This window comes from Streptomyces sp. NBC_01294, from assembly GCF_035917235.1.
Classification (GTDB): domain Bacteria; phylum Actinomycetota; class Actinomycetes; order Streptomycetales; family Streptomycetaceae; genus Streptomyces; species Streptomyces caledonius.
Window position 1 is genome coordinate 6,749,208 of record NZ_CP108423.1, and the last position, 13,699, is coordinate 6,762,906.

At 71.4% G+C, this 13,699-nt stretch carries 13 protein-coding genes and 1 riboswitch; of the genes, 10 read left to right on the forward strand and 3 right to left on the reverse strand.

Annotated elements, in window-relative coordinates; translation table 11 throughout:
- Positions 1 to 217: 217 nt before the first annotated feature.
- From OG534_RS30545 to OG534_RS30555, 3 genes are all read right to left on the reverse strand, one after another.
- On the reverse strand, positions 218 to 973 hold the full coding sequence (locus tag OG534_RS30545) for an SDR family oxidoreductase (RefSeq protein WP_326592311.1): 756 nt from the start codon (positions 971 to 973) through the stop codon (positions 218 to 220).
- Between the two features lie 53 nt (positions 974 to 1,026).
- Entirely contained in the window at positions 1,027 to 1,926 is a 900-nt protein-coding gene (locus tag OG534_RS30550) for an RNA polymerase sigma-70 factor (RefSeq protein ID WP_326592313.1), read from the reverse strand.
- Between the two features lie 113 nt (positions 1,927 to 2,039).
- The gene (locus OG534_RS30555; protein ID WP_326592314.1) at positions 2,040 to 4,391 is read right to left on the reverse strand and encodes a chitinase C-terminal domain-containing protein; all 2,352 of its coding nucleotides are present in this window, start codon (positions 4,389 to 4,391) and stop codon (positions 2,040 to 2,042) included.
- Positions 4,392 to 4,678: 287 nt separating this feature from the next.
- Positions 4,679 to 4,809: riboswitch (FMN riboswitch) on the forward strand.
- 149 nt (positions 4,810 to 4,958) lie between these two features.
- Between OG534_RS30555 and ribD the strand changes: the two genes are divergently transcribed.
- From ribD to OG534_RS30605, 10 genes are all read left to right on the forward strand, one after another.
- Positions 4,959 to 6,122, forward strand: coding sequence for a bifunctional diaminohydroxyphosphoribosylaminopyrimidine deaminase/5-amino-6-(5-phosphoribosylamino)uracil reductase RibD (ribD, locus tag OG534_RS30560; RefSeq protein ID WP_442807168.1), 1,164 nt, complete (start codon positions 4,959 to 4,961; stop codon positions 6,120 to 6,122).
- Complete coding sequence (locus tag OG534_RS30565; protein WP_326592316.1) at positions 6,123 to 6,746, forward strand: riboflavin synthase; 624 nt, start codon at positions 6,123 to 6,125, stop codon at positions 6,744 to 6,746.
- Entirely contained in the window at positions 6,743 to 7,399 is a 657-nt protein-coding gene (locus OG534_RS30570) for a nicotinamide mononucleotide transporter family protein (protein WP_326592317.1), read from the forward strand. Before OG534_RS30565 ends, OG534_RS30570 begins: the two co-directional genes overlap by 4 nt.
- Positions 7,396 to 8,685 carry a bifunctional 3,4-dihydroxy-2-butanone-4-phosphate synthase/GTP cyclohydrolase II gene (locus OG534_RS30575; RefSeq protein ID WP_326592319.1) on the forward strand — a complete coding sequence of 430 codons (1,290 nt, stop codon included), beginning with the start codon at positions 7,396 to 7,398 and terminating at the stop codon, positions 8,683 to 8,685. The genes OG534_RS30570 and OG534_RS30575 overlap by 4 nt, the downstream gene beginning before the upstream one ends.
- Before the next feature lie 81 nt (positions 8,686 to 8,766).
- The gene (gene ribH, locus OG534_RS30580; protein WP_007262951.1) at positions 8,767 to 9,252 is read left to right on the forward strand and encodes a 6,7-dimethyl-8-ribityllumazine synthase; all 486 of its coding nucleotides are present in this window, start codon (positions 8,767 to 8,769) and stop codon (positions 9,250 to 9,252) included.
- A gap of 35 nt (positions 9,253 to 9,287) precedes the next feature.
- The gene (locus OG534_RS30585) at positions 9,288 to 9,569 is read left to right on the forward strand and encodes a phosphoribosyl-ATP diphosphatase (protein WP_326592329.1); all 282 of its coding nucleotides are present in this window, start codon (positions 9,288 to 9,290) and stop codon (positions 9,567 to 9,569) included.
- 56 nt (positions 9,570 to 9,625) lie between these two features.
- A complete protein-coding gene (gene hisG / locus OG534_RS30590; protein ID WP_326592331.1) occupies positions 9,626 to 10,474 on the forward strand; it encodes an ATP phosphoribosyltransferase in 849 nt (282 codons plus the stop codon).
- A gap of 71 nt (positions 10,475 to 10,545) precedes the next feature.
- Positions 10,546 to 11,013, forward strand: a complete 468-nt coding sequence (locus OG534_RS30595) for a PH domain-containing protein (protein WP_326592332.1) — start codon at positions 10,546 to 10,548, stop codon at positions 11,011 to 11,013.
- A 200-nt stretch (positions 11,014 to 11,213) separates the two neighbouring features.
- The gene (locus OG534_RS30600) at positions 11,214 to 12,653 is read left to right on the forward strand and encodes a hemolysin family protein (protein WP_326592333.1); all 1,440 of its coding nucleotides are present in this window, start codon (positions 11,214 to 11,216) and stop codon (positions 12,651 to 12,653) included.
- On the forward strand, positions 12,650 to 13,693 hold the full coding sequence (locus OG534_RS30605) for a hemolysin family protein (RefSeq protein WP_326592334.1): 1,044 nt from the start codon (positions 12,650 to 12,652) through the stop codon (positions 13,691 to 13,693). Before OG534_RS30600 ends, OG534_RS30605 begins: the two co-directional genes overlap by 4 nt.
- Positions 13,694 to 13,699 lie beyond the last annotated feature (6 nt).

Below are 13,699 nucleotides of genomic sequence, written 5' to 3' on the forward strand. Positions count from 1 at the left end.
TCAAGCGGTCGAAGCACCGTTCCGCGACGTTGCGGTGCCCGTGGAACCTGCGTGTCGAAGGCCGGCGGGCGGCCGCCCCGGCTGCCGTGCCGGACCCGGTTGCGGACCTGGTCGCCCGCTCGGGAAACGCTGACTGCCGGCAGGTGGGTGGGCGACCGCCGGCCCCGGAGCGGGGGTGCGCAGGGGGCGAGGCCCCGGCCGGGCGGGAGGGCCTCTCCTACCGCCCCCGCTGCGCCAGGAACTCCGCGAACGTCACCCGGCCCACCGCGTGGGACGGGGCCAGGTTGCCGCCCCGCCTGAAGCCCGCGTACGCCTTGCCCGCCAGCCGGAGGGGGATCACCCGGCGGCGGCGGCCCGTCGCCGAAAGGTAGGTGCGGGCCAGCTCGGGGAGGGTGCGGATCTCCGGCCCGCCCATGTCCGGGACGCGGCCCGACGGGGTCGGGACCGCCAGTTCCGCCATGCGGTCCGCGACCTCCCCGACGGCGATCGGCTGCACCCGTACCCCGCTCGGCATCGGCACCGGCAGGACCGGCAGCTTCGCCGCCGCGTCCGTCACCATCGCCACGAAGTCGTGGAACTGCGTCGTGCGCAGGATCGTCACGCCCAGCCCGGACTCCTCCAGCAGCCGCTCCACCCGCAGCTTCCGCTTGTAGTAGCCGAGCGGGACCACGTCCACGCCTACGATCGAGATGTAGACGACGTTCGTCACGGTCCCCGCCCGCCGGGCCGCCGCGATCAGGTGGCCGGCGGCCTCGTCGTCGCCCTTGCCCGCGTTGCGCGTGTTGCTCGCGCAGTGCACCACCACCTCCGAGCCCGCCATCGCCGCGTCCAGCCCGCGCCCGTCGTGCAGGTCGACCGGATGGTCGGGGGAGTGCCGGCTCAGTACGCGGACCTCGTGGCCCGCCTCCCGCAGCCGGCCGACGAGCAGCCTGCCGAGGGTTCCGGTGCCTCCGGTGACGAGGATGGTGGTCATGGGTCCCGCCCTTCGCTGGGAACGTCACTTCAGCAGGGGAGACCGGACAGCCCTCAGGAATGTGACAGCTGCCGCCGGAGGAATGCCAGCTTCTCCGGGTTGACCACCGTACTGATGGTGCTGACCAGGCCATTCTCGAACTCCACCAAGAGCACCGCCACCTCGCCGAAGAGCAGCGCGGGCGAGCCGTTGACCTCCGCGACGCTGACCGGCAGGCCCGACGCGAACTTCTCCAGCACGCCGATCGAGAACCGCGCGACCTTGTCCCGCCCGAGGACCGGCCGCAGCGCCGCACCGACCACGCCGCCGCCGTCGGACACGTACCGCACGTCGGCCGTCAGCAGGCCCTCCAGCCGGGCCAGGTCCCCGTCGCGCGCCGCGGTCAGGAAGGTCTCCACCAGGCTCTGCCACCGCTCGGGGTCCGCATCGAAGCGCGGCTCCGGCGCGGCGGCCCGGTCCGCGGCCACCCGGCCCGCCGCGCGCCGGTAGAGCTGACGGCAGTTGGCCTCGGTGAGGTCCAGGACCCCGGCGATCTCCCGGTGGCCGTAGGCGAAGGCCTCGCGCAGGACGTACACCGCCCGCTCGACCGGCGTGAGCTGCTCCAGCAGCACCAGCAGGGCCATGGACACGCAGTCCCGCTGCTCCGCCGACTGCAGCGGGCCGAGCGTCCCGTCCGCGGTGAGGACGGGTTCCGGGAGCCAGGGGCCGACGTACGCCTCGCGCCGGGCCCGCGCCGAGGTGAGGCTGTTGAGGCACAGGTTCGTGACGACCTTGGCGAGCCAGGCCCCCGGGTGCTCCACGTCCTCGCGGTCCGCCGCCGCCCAGCGCAGGTACGCGTCCTGCACGGCGTCCTCGGCCTCCGCGGCGGAGCCGAGCATGCGGTAGGCGATGCCGAACATCCGGGGCCGGTGTTTCTCGAAGTCCGCGGCGGGGGCGGCGACATGGGTGCTCACCGGACCAGCCTAGGCACGTGCGAGGACCCGGTGGCCGCCGGGCCACCGGGTCCTCACGCCTCTCGGACCGCACCGCCGCTCACGGACTGCCGCTCACGGATCCGGAGCCAGGGTCAGCAGGCGCCCTGGTCCTTCCAGACACCCCATTCACCGGTGGTGCCGGGCTCCTCGTTCTGCGTCCACCACTGGGCCTTCCAGTTGCGGCCCTTGTGGGAGACGACGTTGCCGCTGTTGTAGACCGTGCCGGCCACGTACGCCGGGCTGGTGCAGGTCCCGCCCGTCGGCGGAGGGGTGGTGGGCGGCGTGGTCGGGGGAGTCGTCGGCGGGGTGGTCGGGGGCTGGGTGCCGCCCGGTTCCGTCACCGTGGTGCCGCGCGCCAGGTCCCCGGCAAGCGCGTAGGTGGTGCCGGAGATGTTCACCGTCCAGTTGGAGGGCGTGGAGACCGGCAGGTAGTAGTTGAACGCCAGGTCGACCGAGGCGCCGGGAGCCAGCGTCTGCCAGGCCGGGAGCTTCAGCGAGACCCGCTGGAAGTCGCCCTTCAGGCCACCGACGTTGGTGCCGGTGTGGCCGCTGCTGATCACCTTCGTGCCGAAGCCCGACTGGTCGGAGGCGTTGTCCGGGGCCGAGGTGCCGTAGTCGAACTGGAACTCGGTGCCGCCGGGCAGCGTCGTGTTCGTGTTGTTGGTGATCTTGAGCTTCGGGGTGAGCGGGTAGTTGGAGTCGCCCAGCTTGAACTCGGTGAACTCCGTCTTGATGTTCACGGCCTGGGCGGGCAGCGCCGCGCCCGCCTTCTTCGCGCCGTACGGGGAGGCCGACTTGAACTTCTGGTACATCGCGTCGGTGAGCGTGTCGCCCATCTCGTACTGGCCCTTGGCCGCGTTGTAGGAGTAGTCGCCCGCGAGCTCCCACACCATCGTGCCGCCGATGCCCTTGTTCACCACGTAGTCGGCCTTGGCGCGCACCGACTGCTCGTCCTCGGTGGAGAGGAAGACCTTCTTCTGCGCGTTCCACAGCCACGGCGCCACCAGGGTGGAGTCGTACTTGCGGACGTAGGTGCCGGTCAGCGTGGTGTTCGCCGGGAAGCCGTACTGGGTGACGTAGTCGCCGACGACGCCCTTCTCCAGGTTCTTGGCGTGCCACATCGGGTTGGAGCCCGCAGGGGACTCGGCCCCGTTGGTGTCCTTGTCGTGCCACAGGTTGTCGATGCCGACCGCGCCGTCACCGCACTTGGTCAGGCCCGCGCCGGCCGGGCAGGTGGTCGCGGGGGCCTTGCCCCACAGGCCGTCGGTGCCGCCCTGCACGTTCTTGTGGCCGCGGGTGTAGTAGGGCAGGCCGATGTTGATGCGGCCGGCCGGCATGGAGCCGCGGAAGTAGTGGTAGGCCCAGTCGGTGTTGAGGTAGCCGATGCCGCCGTACTGGGAGGTGGAGTAGACGCCCGCGGCGGCGAGCTCGCCGTCCTTGCCGTCGTCGAAGAGCGAGGCGTTGGGGCCGACGTACTCGTTCCAGGCGCCGTGCAGGTCGTAGGACATGATGTTGACGTAGTCCAGGTACTTCTGGACCTGGAAGGTCTCCATGCCCCGCAGCAGGTAGCCGGAGGAGGGGGCGGCGACGGAGAGCAGGTAGTGCTTGCCGTCGGCGGCGCCCGCGCGGTCGAGCTTCTCGCGCAGGGACTTCATCAGGGCCGCGTAGCCCTGCACCAGTCCGGCGCGTCGGGCGTTGGCCAGCTGCCAGTCCAGCGGGTTGCCCGCGTCCTTCATGGTGGTCGGGTACTCGTAGTCGATGTCGACGCCGTTGAAGCCGTACGTGCGGATGAACTCCACCGAGGAGTCGGCGAAGGTGTCGATGCCGGCCTGGTTGACGGAGCCGTCGGCGTTGGTGGCCATCGAGTAGAAGCCGCCGGACGCGACGCGGTTGCCGTCGTCCCCGAAGTAGCCGCCGGTCTCCGCCCAGCCGCCGACCGAGATCAGCGTCTTGACGTCCGGGTACTGCTTCTTGAACTTCGTCAGCTGGTTGAAGTGGCCCTTGTAGGGGAGGGCCGGGTCCATCTCGGCGCCCGCCACGCCGGGCCACGTCATCCCGGTGGCGGCGTTGTTCACGTTGTCCGTGCCGACCGAGATCTTGTTGTCGGCACCCACATGGGCGAACGCGTAGTTCAGGTGGGTGACCTTGGACCACGGGATGTTGTGGGCCAGGTACGCCGGCTCGCCGTTCTTGCCGGTGCGCCAGCCGGTGAAGTATCCGATGACGCGGCGCTGGTGGTCGGCGCCCATCTTCTCGCGGCCTTCGGAGTCGTAGACCGAGCAGTACGGCACGTCGACGCCGGCCGTCTTGTACAGCCCGTCGGGGCGACAGCTCTCGTTGTCGGCCGCGTGCGAAACGCCCGCCGAGAGCCCGCCCACCAGCAGTCCGGCGATTGCGGCGCCGGATGCCAGGAGCATCGCTCTCGTACGTGTGGGGGACAGCATTGTGCCTCCTGGGGAGGGGAGGATGCAGGACACAAGTGGACACAACTTGAAGCAACAGGACTGGTGCAGCAGCTTGTTGGCCCGTGACGTGCGCACATCTGACGGGCTGTTCCCGGGAAGTTGAAGGGAACGTTAAGAGGACTAGACCAGCCCGTCAATAGGTCTGGACCAATCCCCGTCCACTTGACAAAGTCCGGATCGACCCACCCCTCCTGTGAGCCAGGCCACACCGCATCACTCGCATGGCCGCCGATCACCCGTGGCAGACTGGCTTCAGTACCAGTAAGCAGCGCACTCCGGGGTCGGTGTAATTCCGAACCGGCGGTTATAGTCCGCGACCCGTCCGCAGCCAGCGGCCGGTTGACCAGGTGAGATTCCTGGACCGACGGTTAAAGTCCGGATGGGAGGCAGTGCGCGGCGGGCCAGTCACCGGTACGCCGCCGTCGGCGGTTCATCGGCATATCCCTGTGGACATGCCTGATCGGACCGTTTTTCGGCCTCGGCGTACCCGTGTGTGCTGTACCGCTTCATCTGTCGTATCCCGACAGGCCCCGGAGTCCGTGCCCGATGAGGCAGGAGGACCCGGTGGCGAACCACGCCGCGCACGCAGCACCCGATGCGGACGTCCGCGCCATGCGCCGAGCCGTCGAGCTCGCCGCACGCGGACTCGGCTCCACCAGCCCCAACCCGGTCGTCGGCTGCGTCATCACCGACGCCTCGGGCACGGTCGTGGGCGAGGGCTGGCACCAGCAGGCCGGCGGCCCGCACGCCGAGGTCCACGCCCTGCGCGCGGCCGGCGAGGCCGCCCGCGGCGCCACCGCCTACGTCACCCTCGAACCCTGCAACCACACCGGCCGTACGGGGCCCTGCGCACAGGCCCTGATCGACGCCGGGATCACCCGCGTGGTCTATGCCGTCTCCGACCCGAACCAGCAGGCGAGCGGCGGCGCGGCGACGCTGCGCGCCGCCGGGATCGACACCACCGGCGGGCTGCTCGCGGACCGGGCCGAGGAGGGCAACGCCGCCTGGCTGACCTCCGTACGGCTCGGGCGCCCGCACGTCACCTGGAAGTACGCCGCCACCCTCGACGGCCGCAGCGCCGCCGCGGACGGCAGCAGCCGCTGGATCAGCTCCGCCGAGTCCCGCGGCGACGTCCACCGGCTGCGCGCCGAGGCCGACGCCGTCGTCGTCGGCTCCGGCACCCTGCGCGCCGACGACCCGCACCTCGCCGTGCGCGGCGTGGAAGGCGCGACCCAGCCGCTGCGGGTCGCCCTCGACGCCCGCGCACAGGTCCGGCCGACCGCCCGCGTCCTCGACGACGCCGCGCCCACGCTGCTCGTCGTGGGCGAGGACGCCGACACCCGGCACCTGCCCGGCGTCGAGCTGCTCCGGCTGCCCCTGCACGACGGCCGCATCGGCGTCCCCGACCTGCTCGCCGGCCTGTATGCCCGCGGCGTGCGCTCCGTCCTGCTGGAAGGCGGCCCCACCCTGGCGGGAGCGTTCCTCGAAGCCGGAGCCGTCGACCGCGTCATCGGCTACCTCGCCCCGGCCCTGCTCGGCGCCGGCCCCGCGGCCCTCGCCGACGCCGGCATCACCAACATCTCCGCCGCGCTGCGCCTCGACCTCACCGAGGCCGTCCGCATCGGCCCCGATCTCCGCGTCACCGCAGTACCGGCCACGGCCGGCACCCCCACCCCCACCGCCAGCCCCACCGCCACCAAGGAGCACTGAGTGTTCACCGGAATCGTCGAAGAACTGGGCGAGGTCACCGCCGTCGAGGAGCTCCAGGAAGCCTCCCGCTTCCGGCTGCGCGGCCCCCTCGTCACCGAGGGCGCCAAGCACGGCGACTCGATCGCGGTCAACGGCGTCTGCCTGACCGTCGTGGAGACCGCCGAAGGCGAGTTCACCGCGGACGTCATGCAGGAGACCCTGAACCGCTCCAGCCTCGGCGCCCTGACCGAGGGCTCCCGGGTCAACCTGGAACGCCCGATGGCCCTCGGCGGTCGGCTCGGCGGCCACCTGGTCCAGGGGCACGTGGACGGCACCGGCGAGATCCTCTCCCGGACCCCCTCCGAGCACTGGGAGATCGTCAAGGTCGCCCTCCCGGAGAACCTCTCCCGCTACGTGGTCGAGAAGGGCTCCATCACGGTCGACGGCGTCAGCCTGACCGTGGTCGAGGCAGCGGCCGACTGGTTCACCATCAGCCTCATCCCCACCACCCTCGCGCTGACCACGCTCGGCATCAAGCAGTCCGGCGACCCGGTCAACCTGGAGGTCGACGTCCTCGCGAAGTACGTCGAGCGCCTGCTCGCCGCCGGCGTGGACCCGCTGCACGCGACGGGAGACGACCGGTGACCGCCCTGTCCTGGCTCAACGCGGAGGCCTTCACCGTCTTCGGCCAGAAGGTCATCTGGTCCGACATGATCGGCAACCTCATGGGCCTGGCCGCACTCGCCCTCGGCTGGCGCCGCTCCATATGGACCTGGCCCGCCCAGCTGCTCTCCGGCCTGATCCTCATCGCCGCCTACGCCTCCGCCCACCTCGCCGGCGGCGTCGGCAAGCAGCTCCTGGTCATCGGCGTGGCCGTGTGGGGCTGGCGCGCCTGGCAGCTCGGCCGCAAGCAGGCCCAGGACGGCTCCATCGCCGTGCGCACCGCGAGCTGGAAGGAGCGCGGACTGCTCCTCGCCGGCGCGGCGGCGGGCACCCTCGCCGTCGGCGGCCTGTTCACGCGCTACCCGGACCTGTCCTGGAGCCCGTGGGCCGACGCCTACATCTTCGTCGGCACCATCGTCGCGATGGTCGCCCAGGCCCGCGGCCTCGTCGAGTTCTGGTTCGCCTGGCTCCTCGTCGACCTGGTCGGCGTCCCCCTCGCCTTCAACAACGGCCTGGCCTTCTCCGGCCTCGTCTACGTCGTCTACTTCGCCCTCGTGCTGTGGGGCGCCTACGACTGGTACCAGCGCTCGCGCACCATCACCGCCGCCCAGGCCCCGGAAGGAGCAACGGCATGACCAGCCTCAAGCCCGTGCCCGACATCCCCGAAGAGACCTTCCGCCTCGACCCCGTCGAGCAGGCCATCCGCGACATCGCGGCGGGCCGGCCCGTCGTCGTCGTCGACGACGAGGACCGCGAGAACGAGGGCGACCTCGTCATCGCCGCGGAGATGGCCACCCCCGAGATCGTCGCCTTCATGATGAGCGAGTGCCGCGGCCTGATCTGCGCCCCCATGGAGGGCCCCGAGCTGGAGCGGCTCGAACTCCCGCAGATGGTTCAGAACAACACCGAGTCGATGAAGACCGCCTTCACCGTCTCCGTCGACGCGAGCGCCGCCCACGGCGTCTCCACCGGCATCTCGGCCGCCGACCGCGCCACCACCCTGCGGATGCTCGCCGACGGGGTCTCCCAGCCCGGCGACTTCGTCCGCCCCGGCCACATCTTCCCGCTGCGCGCCAAGCCCGGCGGCGTCCTGGTCCGCAACGGCCACACCGAGGCCGCCGTCGACCTCGCCCGCCTCGCGGGCCTGCGCCCGGCCGGCGCCATCGTGGAGATCGCCGGCGAGGACGGCGTCATGCTGCGCCTGCCCGAGCTGATCCCCTTCGCCCGCAAGCACGGCCTGACGATCATCTCCATCGAGGACCTGATCGCCTACCGCCGCTCCGCCGAGCCCACCGTGCGCCGCGAGGCCGAGGTCAACCTGCCGACCGCCTTCGGCGACTTCACCGCCTACGGCTACCGCTCCACCGTCGACGGGGTCGAGCACGTCGCCCTCGTCCACGGAGAGATCGGCGACGGCGCCGACATCCTGGTCCGCATGCACTCCGAGTGCCTGACCGGCGACATCTTCGCCTCCCAGCGCTGCGACTGCGGCCCCCAGCTGCACGCCTCCATGGAGCGGATCAAGACCGAGGGCCGCGGGATCGTCGTCTACCTGCGCGGCCACGAGGGTCGCGGCATCGGACTGCTGTCCAAGCTGCGCGCGTACGAGCTCCAGGAGCGCGGCCGCGACACCCTCGACGCCAACCTGGAGCTGGGCCTGCCGGCCGACGCCCGCGACTACGGCGCCGGCGCGCAGATCCTCGCCGACCTCGGCGTGCACAGCGTCCGGCTGCTGACCAACAACCCCGACAAGTCCGCCGCCCTCGTCCGGCACGGCATCGAGGTCACCAGCCGGGAGCCGATGCCGATGGAGGCGGGCGAGCACAATCTGCGGTACCTGCGCACCAAGCGGGACCGGATGGGCCACGACCTGCCCTGGCTGGACGGGGCCGTGACCACGTCCGCCTGCGGCAACCAGTAGGACCGCGCGCACCGCACCCGCGCGCACCCCACGCACGCACCACCCCCTACGAACATCCACGAACCACCGAGGAGCAGAGCTGTGAGCGGCAAGGGCGCACCCGAACTGAGCGTGAAGAACTGCGGAGACCTCCGAGTCGCCGTGATCGCGGCCCAGTGGCACGAGAAGGTCATGGACGGACTGGTCGACGGAGCCCTGCGGGCCCTGCACGAGCTGGGCATCGACGAGCCCACCCTGCTGCGCGTCCCCGGCAGCTTCGAGCTCCCGGTCGTGGCGAAGGTACTCGCCGGTCGCGGTTACGATGCCATCGTCGCGCTCGGTGTGGTCATCCGCGGCGGCACCCCGCACTTCGACTACGTCTGCCAGGGCGTCACCCAGGGCCTGGTACAGGTGTCGATCGACACCGGAGTCCCCGTCGGCTTCGGAGTACTGACCTGCGACAACGACGAGCAGGCGCTGGACCGCGCCGGGCTCGAGGGGTCGAACGAGGACAAGGGGCACGAAGCGGTCACCGCCGCCGTCTCCACCGCCATGACCCTGCGCACCGTCAGCGAACCCTGGCGCTGAGTGGCGACGGGCTACCCCGTATTCTGAGGACCATCATGGCGAACAATCCCTCCAAGAGCTTCGAAGAGCTCTTCACCGAGCTCCAGCTCAAGGCCGCCGAAGGCGACCCCAGCACCTCCCGCACCGCCGAGCTCGTCCACAAGGGCGTCCATGCCATCGGCAAGAAGGTCGTCGAGGAGGCCGCCGAGGTCTGGATGGCCGCCGAGTACGAGAGCAAGGAAGCCGCCGCCGAGGAGATCTCCCAGCTGCTCTACCACGTTCAGGTGATGATGGTGGCGCGCGGGATCTCCCTCGACGACGTCTACGTGCACCTCTGATCCACGGCACGCACACCCGCCCGTAACCACGTAATCCACGCACCAAAGGAAGCCCCATGCTGCGCATCGCCGTCCCCAACAAGGGTTCACTCTCCGGACCGGCGTCGGCGATGCTCCATGAGGCCGGCTACCGGATGCGCAAGGAGTCCAAGGAACTCGTGGTCGTCGACCCCGAGAACGAGGTGGAGTTCTTCTACCTCCGCCCCAAGGACATCGCGATCTACGTCTCCTCCGGGAAGCTCGACATCGGTATCACCGGCCGCGACCTGCTGCTCGACTCCGGCGCCAGCGCCGAGGAGATCCTGCCGCTGAACTTCGGCCGGTCCACCTTCCGCTACGCCACCACCCCCGGCACGGCGAAGGGCCCCGAGGACTTCCACGGGATGACGATCGCGACCTCGTACGAGGGAATCGTCGCCAAGCACCTCGCCGAGAAGGGGATCGACGCCGCCGTCGTGCACCTGGACGGCGCGGTCGAGACCGCCATCCAGCTCGGCGTCGCCCAGATCATCGCGGACGTCGTCGAGACCGGCACCAGCCTGCGCAACGCGGGCCTGGAGGTCATCGGCGAGCCGATCCTCACCTCCGAGGCCGTCGTGATCCGCGGCAACGGGGCCGACGGCGAGGACCCGCAGGTCCAGCAGTTCCTGCGGCGCCTGCAGGGCGTCCTGGTGGCCCGCAGCTACGTGATGATGGACTACGACTGCCGCGCCGAGCACCTGGAGCGCGCGGTCGCCCTCACCCCGGGCCTGGAGTCGCCGACCGTCTCCCCGCTGCACAACGAGGGCTGGGTCGCGGTCCGCGCCATGGTCCCGGCCAAGGAAGCCCAGCGGATCATGGACGACCTGTACGAGCTCGGCGCCCGCGCGATCCTCACCACCTCGATCCACGCCTGCCGCCTCTAGACGGTGTCCCGGCGTGCCGCACCGGCACGCCACCACCCGATCCGCACGCCACCTCCAGAAGGCAACGCACCATGGCCGAGTCCGCCGCCCAGCCCCCCGTACCGCCCGCCCTGCCGGTCACCTTCCGGCCGACCCGCACCCGGGCCGTCCTGCTGGGCGTCGGCCTCGCCATGTTCGCCACCATCACGTTCATCGCCGTGACGCTGGAACGCCTGCAGCCCGGCGAGCGGATCAGCTTCATCTTCGTCGCCGTCCTGCTGAGCTCCGTCCTCGTCCTGCTCAGCCGCCCCAAGGTGGTCGCGGACGAGGCCGGCGTCACCGTCGTCAACCTGACCAACACCCGCCGTCTGGCCTGGGCGGAGATCCTGCGGGTCAACCTCCGCCCCGGCGACCCGTGGGTGTTCCTGGACCTCAGCGACGGCACCAGCCTGCCCGCACTCGGCATCCAGCCGGGCGTCGCCAAGCAGCAGGCGATCGGCGACGCCCGCGCCCTGCGCGCCCTCGCCGAGAGCCGCGGAACCGGCACAAACGACCACTGAGCCGTCCGATCCTCGTCGCTGCGTACCGTTGCGGCCGGGATCTCAATGACTACCCTGGTGGCGGGGCGCAGCAGTGCGCCCTCCCACCGGCCTTGGGACCCCGTGGTCCGTGGGCACCTGCAACTTGAGGAGTGACTCCCTCCAGCAATGGACGGATCGTCCGGTAATACCCGCGCCGCCCTCCCCACGGAGGCGGCGGCATGACCATCCCGCTACTCCTGCTCGGGGCGGCTTTCGCCCTGATCCTCGCCAACGGTTTCTTCGTGGCCGCCGAGTTCGGCCTCGTCACCGTGGAGCGTCCCGACGCCGAGCGCGCCGCAGCCGAAGGCGACCGCCGTGCCCGTACGGTCGTCAAGGCCCTGCGGGAGCTGTCCTTCCAGCTCTCCGGCACCCAGCTCGGCATCACCATCACCTCCCTCGTGGTCGGCATGCTCGCCGAGCCCGCCCTCGCCGCACTGCTGGCCGGGCCGCTCACCGCGACAGGCCTCCCCGAGGGAGCCGTCACCGGCGCCGCCGTCGTCATCGGCATGCTGCTCGCCTCCGCCGTCCAGATGGTCGTCGGCGAGCTCGTCCCGAAGAACTGGGCGGTCTCCCGGCCCCTCCAGGTGGCCCGCTTCGTCGCCGGCCCCCAGTACGCCTTCTCCCGCGTCCTGCGGCCGGTCATCGCCGGCCTCAACGCCGTGGCCAACCGCCTCGTGCGGGCGCTCGGCGTGGAGCCGACCGAGGAGATGGCCTCCGCCCGCACCCCCGGGGAACTGGTCTCCCTGGTCCGCCATTCGGCCCAGGCCGGCGCCCTCGAACAGGACACCGCCGACCTCTTCGTACGGACCCTCTCGCTGGGCGAGCTCACGGCCCAGCACGTGATGACCCCCCGGGTGAGGGTCAGCGCCCTCCAGCACACGGCCACCGCGGCCGACGTGCTGAACCTGACCCGCGCCACGGGCCTGTCCCGGTTCCCGGTCTACCGCGACCGCATCGACGAGGTCACCGGCGTGGTCCACCTCAAGGACGCCCTCGCCGTGCCCGAGTCCGAACGCGACCGCACCACCGTGAGCCGGATCTGCGTCCCCCCGCTGCTGGTGCCCGGCTCCCTGCCGGTGCAGCCGCTGCTGGAGCGACTGCGCAGCGAACAGCCGATGGCCGTCGTCGTCGACGAGTACGGCGGCACCGCCGGCGTGGTCACGCTGGAGGACATCGTGGAGGAACTCGTCGGAGAGGTCCGCGACGAGCACGACCTCGCCGAGGACGAGACCCCCGAACTGGCCGCCGTACCGGCCGAGGACGGCCGCCCCTCCTGGGAGGCCGACGGCAGCTGCCGGGTGCAGACCCTGCGCCGGATAGGCCTGGAGGTGCCCGAAGGCCCCTACGAGACCGTCGCCGGCCTCGTCGCCGACCTGCTGGGCCGGATCCCCGCACCTGGGGACCGCGCCGACCTCCCCGGCTGGAAGCTGTCCGTCCGCCGCGTCGGCCGCAACCGCGCGGAGCGTGTGCGCCTGGTCCGGATGACCGCGCTGCCCGCGGTGCCCGCGGCCGGCCCCTACCGGCCCGCCCCGCAGGCCGACGGCGTCGGCGTGCTCGGCCCCGGCCGCCACGGCGACCCCGCCCCGCAGCACGCCGAGCTGGAAGGCGCCGCCCGATGAACGCGCTCCAGCTCCTCTTCGCCCTGCTCCTGGTCCTCGCCAACGGCTTCTTCGTCGGCGCCGAGTTCGCACTCGTCTCCGTACGGCGCAGCCAGATCGAGCCCCTCGCGGCGAGCTCCAAGCGGGCCCGACAGGTGCTCCACGGCCTGGAGAACCTGCCCCGCATGATGGCCGCCGCGCAGTTCGGCATCACCATCTGCTCCCTCACCCTCGGCGCGGTCGCCGAACCCACCGTGGCCCGGCTGCTGGAGCCCGTCTTCCATGCCGTCCACGTACCGCAGGGCCTGATCCACCCCCTCGGCTACGCCGTCGCGCTCGCCGCCGTGATCTTCCTGCACCTGGTCATCGGCGAGATGCTCCCCAAGAACCTCGCGATGGCCGCCCCCGAGAAGACCGCCCTGTGGTTCAGCCCCGGCCTGGTCGCCTTCGCCCGCGTCTGCGGACCGGTCACCACCGCGCTCGGTGCCTGCGCCAAGCTCGTCCTGAAGCTCTTCAAGGTCGAACCCAAGGACGAGGTCGAGGCCGTCTACACCTCCGCCCAGCTGGGCCGGCTCCTCAAGGACTCCCGGCAGGCCGGGCTCCTGGAGCCGGTCGAGCAGGAGCGGCTGGAGGACGCCCTGGAACTGGGCAGCCGCCCCGTCACCGACGTCCTCCTCGACCGGGACCGCCTGGTCACGGTCGGCCCCGCCGTCACCCCGCGCCAGATCGAGCAGCTGACGGTGCGCACCGGATACTCCCGGTTCCCCGTCCGTGCCGACAGCGGCGCCTTCATGGGCTACCTGCACGTCAAGGACGTACTGGACCTGGAGGACCGGGAGCGGGCCGTTCCCCAGCGGGTCTGGCGCCGGATGACCACGCTGTGCGCGACCGTCCCCCTGGACGACGCGCTCGGCGTCATGCGCCGCGACGCCACCCACCTGGCCCAGGTCGCGGACCAGAGCGGCCGGGTCCTCGGCCTGGTCACCCTGGAGGATGTCCTGGAAATGCTGGTCGGCGAAGTCCGCGACCCGTCTCACCGGGCCTACGTCCGGGGCGCGTAGCCGCTG

Bases quoted from the DNA above. Each gene is read 5' to 3' on its own strand.
- OG534_RS30575 (WP_326592319.1), top strand. From the start codon at position 7,396: ATGACCAGCCTCAAGCCCGTGCCCGACATCCCCGAAGAGACCTTCCGC.
- ribD (WP_442807168.1), top strand. From the start codon at position 4,959: ATGAGGCAGGAGGACCCGGTGGCGAACCACGCCGCGCACGCAGCACCC.
- hisG (WP_326592331.1), top strand. From the start codon at position 9,626: ATGCTGCGCATCGCCGTCCCCAACAAGGGTTCACTCTCCGGACCGGCG.
- OG534_RS30545 (WP_326592311.1), bottom strand. From the start codon at position 973: ATGACCACCATCCTCGTCACCGGAGGCACCGGAACCCTCGGCAGGCTG.
- OG534_RS30585 (WP_326592329.1), top strand. From the start codon at position 9,288: ATGGCGAACAATCCCTCCAAGAGCTTCGAAGAGCTCTTCACCGAGCTC.
- OG534_RS30595 (WP_326592332.1), top strand. From the start codon at position 10,546: ATGGCCGAGTCCGCCGCCCAGCCCCCCGTACCGCCCGCCCTGCCGGTC.
- OG534_RS30605 (WP_326592334.1), top strand. From the start codon at position 12,650: ATGAACGCGCTCCAGCTCCTCTTCGCCCTGCTCCTGGTCCTCGCCAAC.
- OG534_RS30600 (WP_326592333.1), top strand. From the start codon at position 11,214: ATGACCATCCCGCTACTCCTGCTCGGGGCGGCTTTCGCCCTGATCCTC.
- OG534_RS30555 (WP_326592314.1), bottom strand. From the start codon at position 4,391: ATGCTGTCCCCCACACGTACGAGAGCGATGCTCCTGGCATCCGGCGCC.